The sequence below is a fragment of the Alkalinema sp. FACHB-956 genome (assembly GCF_014697025.1).
In the GTDB taxonomy this organism is placed as follows: Bacteria; Cyanobacteriota; Cyanobacteriia; order Leptolyngbyales; family Leptolyngbyaceae; genus Alkalinema.
In genome coordinates, this window is sequence record NZ_JACJRC010000022.1 from 79,397 (window position 1) to 90,224 (window position 10,828).

The following is a 10,828-nucleotide window of genomic DNA, read 5'->3' on the forward strand; positions in this document are numbered from 1 at the left end:
AACTCCCTAAAACTCCTCCGGTACCAACTGCCCTGCTTTAACGTAAAGAATCTGGGAAGCGTCCAGCCACTGCGCATCAAATGCCCCGAGGTGAGTCGTAGTAATAATCGTTTGAAAGCGATCCTGAATCGTTTCCAATAACTGATTTTGTCGCGTTAGATCCAATTCTGCCAACACATCGTCTAACAATAATAAAGGCGGCTCACCAATCACATCCTCAATCAATTGTAACTCCGCTAATTTCAATGCTAAAACCAATGTGCGTTGCTGACCTTGGGAACCGTACTGACGCGCTGGAGTTTGATTAATTGTAAATTCAATATCGTCCCGGTGCGGCCCCACTAGCGTTGTCCCTTGGTGGAACTCCGCCGTACTGCGCGATCGAATCTTGTCCAAAAATGCCTGTTGCAAAACCTCCGGACTGTCTTCTATCAATTCCACATTGGGCAGATAGCGCAGGGTTAACGCTTCTGTGCTGGCACTAATCGATCGGTGCCAGACTTCCGCCAAGGGAATCAAGCGCTGAATCACCCGCGCCCGACGGCGAATGACCCGTGACCCTGCTACAGCTAACTGGGCATCCCACAATGATAAACTGGAAGCCTCTAAATCACTGGCAGGATTACTAGAAGAATCACCTGTGCTAGAACTCGTAGATGCCCGATCGAACAGATTACCCGCCCGATCGTTCTCCCGTTTTAAATTCTTCAGCAAAGCATTCCGCTGCCGCAAAACCTGGTTGTACTGCTGCAACACATGGGCATAGATCGGTTCCAACTGCACTAGCAATGAATCCACCCAATGGCGACGGCACTCCGGCCCGCCCCGCACCAAATCCAAATCTAAACTGGAAAACTGCACCATATTGAGCGTGCCCAGGAAATCCACCTGCCGCCGCATCGCCACGCCATTCAACGCCACCGATCGCCGACCATTGGCCCGCAGCGTCAACGACAATTCCAAATCCCCACTGGTTTCCCGGTGTAACTGTCCGACAATCTGCGCCGCTGCCGCATCGGTCTGGATCAGATCCCGATCGCGGCTGGTGCGGTGGGATTTCAACGCCGACAGCAGTTCCACCGCTTCCAACAAATTCGATTTGCCCTGGGCATTCTGTCCCAATAGAATCGTTTTTGCCGCCGTAAACTCCACGGACTGCTCAGTGTAATTCCGAAAATGGCGTAGGTTCAGCGATCGCAGATACATACCTTCAACCAGAGCAGCAGCAGGGAACAGGGAACATTAAACGCAAAAAGCGACCTGAATGCAAGAAAAAAGCGATCTCCATCAAGGAAACCGCTTTACAAAATTAATCGTGTTTCATCTTGCGTGTTCTGGAACTGGCGGCTTAGGGGTATCAGAAATCCAGCCCCAGAGATGTTAGGATTAGCGATTTTTGATAGCTTGGCGGATCAGTTTCTCTAACTCAATCCAGACAAACATCAACATACTAACACCGACGCAAATCATGAGTTCAGTCGAATTAATGTAGTGGGTACCAAAGAAGTTACGTAATGGCTCGACGTAAATCAATGCGAGTTGCAACAGCGTCGTCAACACTACAGAACCCAAGACATAGGGGTTAGACCAAGGATTGAGCTGAATGGATAGCTGCGTATTCGATCGAATTGCCATGGCGTGCCCCATCTGCGCTAAACAGAGCGTGGTAAAGACCATCGTCTTCCAGCGATCGGCGTCTAATCCAGCGGCAGGATCGGCAGTTTGCTCGGTGTAGCCCACTGCCCAAACCATTAACGAGATCGTCAAAATGGCTAGAACAATCCCGATCCGTAACATGTAAGCCCCTAAGCCCCGTGCAAAAATGCTTTCCCGAGGATGGTTGGGGGGACGGCGCATGACATTGGGTTCTGCCGGTTCCACCGCTAAGGCCAGGGCGGGTAAACCATCGGTCACCAAGTTCATCCAGAGGATTTGCAACGGCGACAACGGTACACCCCCAATGCCCAACAACGGCGTTGCCGCGATCGTAATCACTTCCCCAATGTTGGAACCCAGGATGTACTTAATAAAGCGGCGAATATTGCTGTAGACCACCCGCCCTTCTTCCGCTGCCGCAACGATCGTGGCGAAGTTATCATCCAGCAACACCATATCGCTGGCTTCTTTACTGACATCGGTTCCGGTAATGCCCATGGCAATGCCAATGTCGGCCTGTTTCAGCGCAGGGGCATCGTTCACGCCATCCCCCGTCATCGCCGCAATTTTGCCTCGGTGCTGAATCGCTTTGACAATGCGTAGTTTATGCTCCGGTGCCACACGGGCATAAACGCTAATGTCATCCACCAATGTTTCCAAATCAGCCTGACTCATTTTCTCCAATTCACGGCCTGTCACCACCCGATCGCCCGGTTGGGAAATCCCCAAGTCCTCCGCGATCGCCTGAGCAGTCAACTGGTGGTCGCCTGTGATCATGACGGGACGAATGCCAGCGGTCAAACAGCGATCGACGGCCTCTTTCACTTCCGGGCGAGGCGCATCCAGCATGTCCACTAAGCCCAGCCAAATTAACTCCCGTTCGGTGGCTTCATCGCTGCCCTCTTGCGGGAGTGTGGCCAACGGACGATAGGCAAAGCCCAGTACCCGCAGCCCCCGCGACGCGAGGTAATTATTGCGTTGGATAATCTGATCCCGTTGAGCCGCAGACAATTCCTGCACCGTATCACCGACTTGAATTTGGGCGCAGCGCTCTAGTACCAATTCTGGCGAGCCTTTGGTGAACATCAGGTAAGGCTGGGACAGAACCCCTGTTTCCGCTTGCAGCAGTCCCGTAGCATCCTGGACAATCACGCTCATGCGTTTGCGCTCGGAGGAGAAGGGAAACTCCCCGACCCGAGGCAATTTCGCGTTCCACTGATCCGCTTCAAATCCGGCCTTAGCTGCAACCACCACCAACGCGCCTTCCGTGGGGTCACCCAGGATAGACCAATTGCCATTCTCGCTCTGGAGCACCGAGTCGTTACACAGGGTACAAGCCAACAACAAGGCCCGCAGCTCCGCAAGCTCCATGGGCTGAATCAGTTGCCCAGATTGGAAGAACTGACCTTTGGGAATGTAGCCTTCTCCGGTAATTTTGGAAGTCAGCGAAGCCGTATTGATTCCCTGCACTACCATTTTATTTTGGGTCAGGGTGCCGGTTTTGTCGGTACAGATGGTGGTGACGGAACCGAGGGTTTCCACGGCGGGCAACTTGCGGATCAGGGCGTTGCGGCGCACCATGCGCTGGGTGCCGATCGCCAGGGTCACGGTAATCACAGCGGGCAAGCCTTCGGGAACCACCGCCACAGCCATGGAGAGGGAGACGTTGACCAGTTCCTTAAAGAAGTCAATGAACGACTTATCAAAGGCAATCCGACCGCTGGTGAACCAATGGTTGCCCACTCCTACCAAAATAATCAAACCGACCAGTGCCAAGGAGCCCGTTACTAGGGCTTGGCTGAGTTGATCCATGCGCTGTTGCAGGGGCGTCGGTTCCGATTCCACCGATTGCAGCATGGTGGCAATTTTGCCCAATTCGGTGTTCATCCCGGTTTGGGTAACCACGATCGTGCCGCGACCCTGGAGAACTTCTGTACCTTGGTAGACGCTGTTGAGCCGATCGCCCAGGGGAGAATCTTCCGGCAAAACGAGGGCGGCGCGTTTATTGACGGCTTGGGCTTCTCCGGTGAGGGCAGACTCGCGAATTTGCAGGTTGGCTCCTTCCAGCAAGCGACCATCCGCTGAAATTTGTACTCCGGCTTCCACCTGCATAATGTCTCCTGGGACTAAATCCTTGGAGTCAATTTCGAGGAGTTTGCCATCCCGCAACACCCGTACTTGGGGCGAAGACAGTTGCTTGAGAGCCGCCAGCGCTTTTTCCGCGCGGCTTTCCTGGAGGTAACCTAGGACGCCGTTGAGAATGACGATCGCCATGATCGCGATCGTGTCTTTAAAGGGCACATCCCCCGGCTTGGGCGCAATGACATCCATGATGCCGGAAATGACCGCCACGCCGATCAGCATGATCAGCATGATGTTCTTAAACTGATCGAGCAGGATTTCCCAGGTACTTCTGCCTGCGGTTTCTTCCAGTTCGTTAGGGCCAAATTTAATCTGGCGATCCTGCACCTGTTGGCTGGATAGACCGCTGGCCCGATCGGTTTGCAGGAGTTCTACCGCGCGATCGGCCTCTAGCGTATGCCATGCCGACTCAAACTGGGGAGATAACTTTGCAGACATAGGAAAACTGTATCAGAGACGAATGGTATAGCACTTAATCATAGTGTTTAATGCCCCAAAACAGCACTATTTTTTAGTGTGAATTTGCAAAAAATCCGCTATTCTTGAGAACTATTAAGGCACTTAACTCAAACGCTTAACTCAGAGAAACGATTTGCAGACAACCGATGACTCAGGTTAATGACCAAGACTTTAGACGACTGGAGTGCTTGATCAATCAGCCTTAAGTCAGTTCTAGGGGTTGGGTGGTGTCTGACTAATGGATGAGTTGAATGGCTGCGTTCTACCTGATGGGTGACCTAGGAAATCTTGATGGGTGGCTACGATCGTCGTTTGGGTTAGGTGTTGCTATTGATTGCCTTGGAGAGAAATACGGACTCCCATGAACCCTTTTCTGCCCGCACAATTATTTGGTCGAGAGGATGAGTTGACGATCGTCAGTCAAATTTTGGCGGACGATGGGGATTTGTTGTTGGCGGGGGTGCCGGGAATTGGGCGGCGGCGCTTGATGCGATCGGCGGCGCAGAGATGTCGGGCCAAGGTGGTGGAAATTGACTGTCTGCGGGCGACGGATTATCGAAGATTTCTCCAGTTATTGGCGGAGGGGATTCTGGCGACGTTTAATTCAGCGATGGAGTTAAGTTTAATTCAGCGTTGGAGCCAGCAATATTCATTGATTCTCGATACAAATAGTACAGGCCAACCTAAGTTATTGTTTGATTTTACCAAGGGGGAAGAGTGGCCGCTGTTGCAAGCGTTGTTAGCGTTGCCGCAGGTGTTGGCGGAGTGCTTGGATTGTCGGGTGGTGTTGGTGTTTCAGAGTTTTCCGCACATTCGATCGTGGGATCGGCAGGGCAAGTGGGAGCATTATCTGCGGCAGGAGATTCAACTGCAAACGCGGGTGAGTTATGCGATTATTGCGACGGTGGCGGAGAAGTGGGCGGATCAGAGTGAGCTGGAGACGGTGTTGTTGGGGCCGTTGCCCGATCGGGATTTGCAGGGTTGGTTGGAACGATCGATGGCGAGTTGTCAGTTGACGCTGGATGGGGAGGCGATCGCGTTATTTTTGAGCTATGTGCAAGGACATTTTGGCGATGCGATCGCGTTGGCGAAACGGGTTTGGTTAGATCATCGTGGGGCTGGGCAGATGGTGCGGGCCCATCAGGTGTATCGCAGTGCGGTGTCGCTGATTGAGGATTTGGCGGTGACGTTTGAGTCTTTGATTTTGCTGCTGCCCAATAGTCAGGTGCGGGTGTTGGAGAGTTTGGCGCTTGATCCGACGGATAGTCCCCACGCGAAGGAGTATATCCAGAAGCACCATTTGTCGCGGGGTGGGACGTTGCAGGGGGCGTTGTCGAGTTTGGAGCAGAAGGGTTTGATTTACGGGGCGGATTACGGCTATCGGATTGCGTTGCCGATGTTGGGGTTATGGTTAAAGCATCGGTTGGGGTAGGGGGAAGAGGCCCAGATTAATTAGATTGGTTAAATCAGTCTGAAGTAAATGGATTTAGCAATGAAATTTCGCAGCCCTCAAAGTCACGGATATTACGGGTCACCAATGTTAATTGATGAACTTTAGCAGTCGCTGCAATTAACATATCAGCTTGGGTTCGAGTGTTCCCCTGCGACCGCAGCCGTCCTCGTATCTCTCCAGCGGTTTGAGCAATATCAGGCGTAACCGGAATAATTTGGCAATAGGTCGTTAAGAAATTTTGAAACCAGCTTTGAATTCGAGAGTTAGGCTTAGCGCTTAGTCCATAAATGATTTCTTCCAGTGTAATGACGCTTAACTCAAAGGATACAATGGTTGTACTCCAGGTAAGGACTCCAGGGTTTGGCTGAGGCTTGACTAATTCGCTAATAATATTGGTATCACAGAGGTAAATCATGCGGAAAAATCAGCAAAGGGGTTAGGACGATTCTGGCGAGTTGGAATATCGAAATGGTAGTCTTCTTCTACACAGATCTGGCGTAATTCCTCAAAGGCATGGGCTAATGAATGCGGTTGTTGTGCTTGCTCTGATTCACGATGAAGGATTTCTTTATCCTGTGCTGAAATGTCCTGTTTCCCAGGTTGACCTAAGCCTGCGACAGACAGTAAAAAATTTTGCCTAGAAGGAGTTGGTTCCTGAGCCTGAGCGGTTTTGTAGCGCAAGTAGTCCAGGAAATTGGCCAACTCTGCCAGAGCTTCATCAGGTAGGGTCTTGACTACTTCAACAAGATCTTGCCGTTCTACTGTTTTAGACATGGCTATGTTACTGATGACGTAGGGGATCTCTATTTTAGCTTGTTCACAAACAACATAAAGATATCCACAAACGATTAGCCAGATACGATCGAGATCAGCAGGAGTAAATCATGGACAATGCAAAACAAGAGCGTTTGATGGCAGAGGGTTGGAAGGTTGGGACGGCTGCGGATTTTCTGGATCTGACGCCAGAGGAGTCGATGATTGTTGAGATGCGATTGGCGTTGAGCCGTCGATTAAAAGAGCGACGTAAAATGCAAATGACGCAATAGGAGGAGGTGTTTTCCCCTTTACCAGGATCAGGGAACTGGAGGGAACTGGATACAAGAGAGAAGAGCTTAGGTATGATGAAGGGTGGAACTGCTGTGTGGCGAACCAATGAACGAAGCTCTCCTGGAAACCTATCAAAAAGCCTATCGAGCCTTGGATCTTTTTCCATTGGTGAAGTCAGAGGATATTGAAAAATACCGGATCGACTATGGGCGTGAGGTGTTAGTTCGCGTAAAGAGCGAGATTAATGCGTCAATGAAGGACGGGAAGGTTATCTTTACGGGGCATCGGGGCTGCGGTAAATCAACGTTGCTCAAGCGGTTGGGCATTGAGATGCAGGGGCAGCATTTTGTTGTTTTCTTCTCGATCTCAGATTTGGTGGAACCATCAGCGGTGAGTCCGATCAATATTCTGTATTCGATCGGGTTGCGGTTATTGAGTGCGGCGACGACGGCAAATGTTCCGGTACCCGAGGATATCAAAGAGGAGTTACTGGGCTGGCTCACCAAAACTCAGAAACAGAAGACGGAAACGGTTGTAAAATCTGAAATGGGTTTTGGGCTGGATAAGTTATTGCAATTGGCAACGCTTAAGCTTCAGCAAGAGAAAGCTTTTCGGGATGAGGTGGAGACCGTTTTTGCAAAGCGGGTGTCGGATTTGGTGCAGCGGCTCGATCGCTTGGCAGCAGGGATTCAGACGACTATCAAGAAGCCTGTACTTGTCATCATTGATGATCTCGATAAGCTGGAACTAGGTATGGCGGAGGCACTGTATAGCAAGAATGTGAAGTCGCTGTTTTCGCCAAAGTTTCGGATTGTCTATACGGTGCCGATCGCCGCAATCCAGGAACCCAAGGTGATGGGGGCATTAAATTCCGAGGGGGTGGTGCGGCCTTATTTGTTTCCGATCGCGAAGTTTTTCCCGAAGGATCAAACCCGAAATCCGCAGGCAAAGCCATTGGAGAAGCCCTTTCAGGCATTTTTGCAGATCCTCCAGAAACGAATTCCGGAAGCGTTGATTGAGCCGGAAACGGCTTGCAAGATGGTGTTGATGAGTGGTGGGGTGATGCGGGAACTGGTACGGATTGCGCGGGAATGCTGCACGGAAGCGATGTTTCAACTAGAAATCGATCCCGATCGCACGGAAGTCAAGATCGATGATGCAGTGTTGCAGGTGGCATTGCGGAATCTCCGGTTAGATTTTGCTCGACAGATTACGCCGGATCTCTATGGGGTGTTGGTGCGGGTGTATCAAACTCAAAAGCAGGAGGATGCAGCGGATGGTGGATTTGTGAAGCTGCTGCATGGGCTGATGGTGCTGGAGTATGAGAACGATCGACTGTGGTATGACGTGCATCCGATCGTGGTGGATTTGCTGCGGCAGGAGGGGTTGATTGAGTGAGGTAATGGCGGATCAAGAGAGGCGCGATCGGGAGAATCAACGGAATTTTCGTAAGTTGATTTTGTCGGTGCGGGCGGGGTTGGGGCGGCTGGATTTGCTGCTGGTGGTGTGTGATAACCCAAGCTATCGGGATGAGCTAATCCGACAGTATGAGCAGGAGTTGCAGGGGAAGGACATCACCTGTTTGCGGGTGCGGCTTCAGCCTGAGCAACCGAGTCTGAAGCAGGCGCTGCTGGAGCTAGGGACGCGGGAGGCGGTGCTGCATGGGGATTTGCCTGTGGTGGTGACGGTGTTGGGGGCCGATCAACTGCTGGCGGCTAGGCTGGGGGAGGAGAAGTCGGCAAGGGAGAGGCTGTTTTTTTCGTTGCAGTGGACGCGGGAAGCCCTGCGACAGTTTCAGTTTCCGCTGATCCTGTGGCTGACGGAGGAGATGACGCGGCAGCTAGCCCAGCAGGCACCGGATTTTTGGAGTTGGCGGGGCGGGGTGTTTGAGTTTGTCAGGCCGATGGTGTGGCAGACGGAAGCAGGGGGGCAGCGGCAGTGGGGACGAGAGGCGACGACCTATGCGCCAGAAGCCCTAGCGAATCCTGAAGAACTTCAGCAGCAAATCACCGAGATTCAAGCGCAGGATCCCGAGTCACCTTTGCTAGAAAGCCTCTACGAAAGTTTGGGGGAAACCTATTACAAGCGACTTCAGCAGGGACAAGCCGTCGATCGACAAAAAGAGCAGGAACTGGCGATCGTTGCTTTCCAAGAAGCAATCTCTCGCCGTGAAGCCCTAGAAGACTTGACCCCTCTCGCTGTCAGTCTGAGCTATTTGGCGTTATTGTACGATTCCATGGGGCGTTATGGGGAAGCGGAACCCTTATTTCAGCGGGCCTTGCAGATCCGTGAGGCCCAACTCGGCCCCGACCATCCCGATACCGCCACCAGCTTGAATAACTTGGCGCTATCGTACCGTTCCATGGGGCGTTATGGGGAAGCAGAACCCTTATATCAACGGGCTTTACAGATCCGTGAAGCCCAACTCGGCCCCGACCATCCCGATACCGCCACCAGCTTGAATAACATAGCGGCATTGTACGATTTCATAGGGCATTATGGGGAAGCGGAACCGTTATATCAACGGGCCTTGCAGATCCGCGAAGCTCAACTCGGTCCTGACCATGCCGATACCGCTACTAGCTTGAATAACATGGCGGTATTGTATCGTTCTACGGGGCGTTACGGAGAAGCGGAACCGTTATATCAACGGGCCTTGCAGATCCGCGAAGCCCAACTCGGCCCTGACCATCCCGATACCGCCACCAGCTTGAATAACATAGCGGAATTGTATCGTTCTATGGGGCGTTATGGGGAAGCGGAACCCTTATATCAACGGGCCTTGCAGATCCGTGAAGCCCAACTCGGCCCCGACCATCCCGATACCGCACAAAGCTTGAATAACTTGGCGGGATTGTACGATTCCATGGGGCGTTATGGGGAAGCGGAGCCCTTATATCAACGGGCCTTGCAGATCAGCGAAGCCCAACTCGGCCCCGACCATCCTTCTACCGCCACTAGCTTGAATAACATAGCGGCATTGTATCGTTCCATGGGGCATTATGGGGAAGCGGAACCGTTATATCAACGAGCCTTGCAGATCCGCGAAGCCCAACTCGGCCCCGACCATCCCTCTACTGCTACCAGCTTGAATAATTTGGCGGCATTGTACGATTCCATGGGGCGTTATGGGGAAGCGGAACCCTTGTATTTGAGGACGCTAGCAATTTTTATGAATGTTCTGGGTAAAACCCATCCCAATACCCAAACTGTTCAGAATAATTACCGTTATCTCCTGCAACAGACGCTAGCTGCTGGCAAGGCAGAGGAACTCTCGGATCATCCTATGACGCAAGCAATCCTAGAGGAATTGCGTCAGATTTAAGCCAGATCAACTCTAGTTCCGCGCTACACAACGCTTAACTCGAAAAAGAGAAACCGAAAAAATACACTCAAAGTCCCCCTTAACAAGGGGGATTTAGAGGGATTGGGAACATACGATCGACCATGAATTCCCATACAACAACCACACTTGAGAACTTCTAGAGAAGACGCTGTAATGATTACTCGATCGACACCATGCAGATCATAATCCTTAAAAAAGGAGAAACTGTACGAAGGAATAAAGAAGGAGTGGAAAATATCATTTCAACGCTCTTCTGTTGAGGAGGATTGAGATCGATCGCCCCTCATCCCCCAATATTGCAAAATATTACACGATCGCAAATTCTCGCAATAAAGTTGACAGCCTTCTAATTTATCCGTAGTCTAGTTTCTCAAGCTGAATCGATCGCGTTTCCCAAAGCCCATCGATCGGCCAATCTCCCAAAAATTAAGGCGCTACCCATTGTTGGTTCCAGCAACAAAAGGTAGCTAAACCCCCCAAGCTGACGTGACCAGCGTGGCGGTCTGACACGGATTTTAACATTCGATCGGGCCACCCTACTTGTCCTGCGCAAAGGGTGGCCTTAGTTTTTCGGGTTTTTCCCATCCCTACAATCAGGACTGGAGTTTGGACTAACAAAATGAGAAAAGGGCAGTCCTAAAACACCGGGGCTGCCGTAAGGTCAATGATGATGTATTGCATTGACCTTATGATCTTCGAACAACTGAGCCAATTTCGTCAAAGTT

General features: G+C 51.5%; 7 protein-coding genes and 1 pseudogene. 4 read left to right on the top strand and 4 right to left on the bottom strand.

What is annotated here, in order from left to right; translation table 11 throughout:
• Positions 1-6 precede the first annotated feature (6 nt).
• Together recF and H6G21_RS19595 are read right to left on the bottom strand one after the other, a co-directional pair.
• Positions 7-1,206, bottom strand: coding sequence for a DNA replication/repair protein RecF (gene recF / locus H6G21_RS19590; RefSeq protein WP_190575101.1), 1,200 nt, complete (start codon positions 1,204-1,206; stop codon positions 7-9).
• 180 nt (positions 1,207-1,386) lie between these two features.
• Complete coding sequence (locus H6G21_RS19595) at positions 1,387-4,236, bottom strand: cation-translocating P-type ATPase (protein WP_190575102.1); 2,850 nt, start codon at positions 4,234-4,236, stop codon at positions 1,387-1,389.
• A 382-nt stretch (positions 4,237-4,618) separates the two neighbouring features.
• Here H6G21_RS19595 and H6G21_RS19600 point away from each other — a divergent pair, with 382 nt between their 5' ends.
• A complete protein-coding gene (locus tag H6G21_RS19600; RefSeq protein WP_190575103.1) occupies positions 4,619-5,689 on the top strand; it encodes an ATP-binding protein in 1,071 nt (356 codons plus the stop codon).
• 34 nt (positions 5,690-5,723) lie between these two features.
• Here the strand turns inward: H6G21_RS19600 and H6G21_RS19605 are convergent, their stop codons facing one another.
• Together H6G21_RS19605 and H6G21_RS26320 are read right to left on the bottom strand one after the other, a co-directional pair.
• Entirely contained in the window at positions 5,724-6,125 is a 402-nt protein-coding gene (locus tag H6G21_RS19605; RefSeq protein WP_190575104.1) for a type II toxin-antitoxin system VapC family toxin, read from the bottom strand.
• A gap of 143 nt (positions 6,126-6,268) precedes the next feature.
• A pseudogene (locus H6G21_RS26320) lies at positions 6,269-6,484 on the bottom strand (hypothetical protein); the annotation flags it as partial.
• Between the two features lie 110 nt (positions 6,485-6,594).
• Between H6G21_RS26320 and H6G21_RS19615 the strand changes: the two are divergent.
• The 3 genes from H6G21_RS19615 (at position 6,595) to H6G21_RS19625 (ending at position 10,082) form a co-directional block, all read left to right on the top strand.
• A complete protein-coding gene (locus tag H6G21_RS19615) occupies positions 6,595-6,756 on the top strand; it encodes a hypothetical protein (protein ID WP_190575105.1) in 162 nt (53 codons plus the stop codon).
• A gap of 106 nt (positions 6,757-6,862) precedes the next feature.
• Positions 6,863-8,155: an AAA family ATPase gene (locus H6G21_RS19620; RefSeq protein WP_190575106.1), complete on the top strand. Its 1,293-nt coding sequence runs from the start codon at positions 6,863-6,865 to the stop codon at positions 8,153-8,155.
• Positions 8,156-8,159: 4 nt separating this feature from the next.
• Positions 8,160-10,082 (top strand): tetratricopeptide repeat protein, encoded by a 1,923-nt coding sequence (locus H6G21_RS19625; RefSeq protein ID WP_199307335.1) that lies wholly within the window; start codon positions 8,160-8,162, stop codon positions 10,080-10,082.
• The last annotated feature ends 746 nt before the right edge of the window (positions 10,083-10,828 follow it).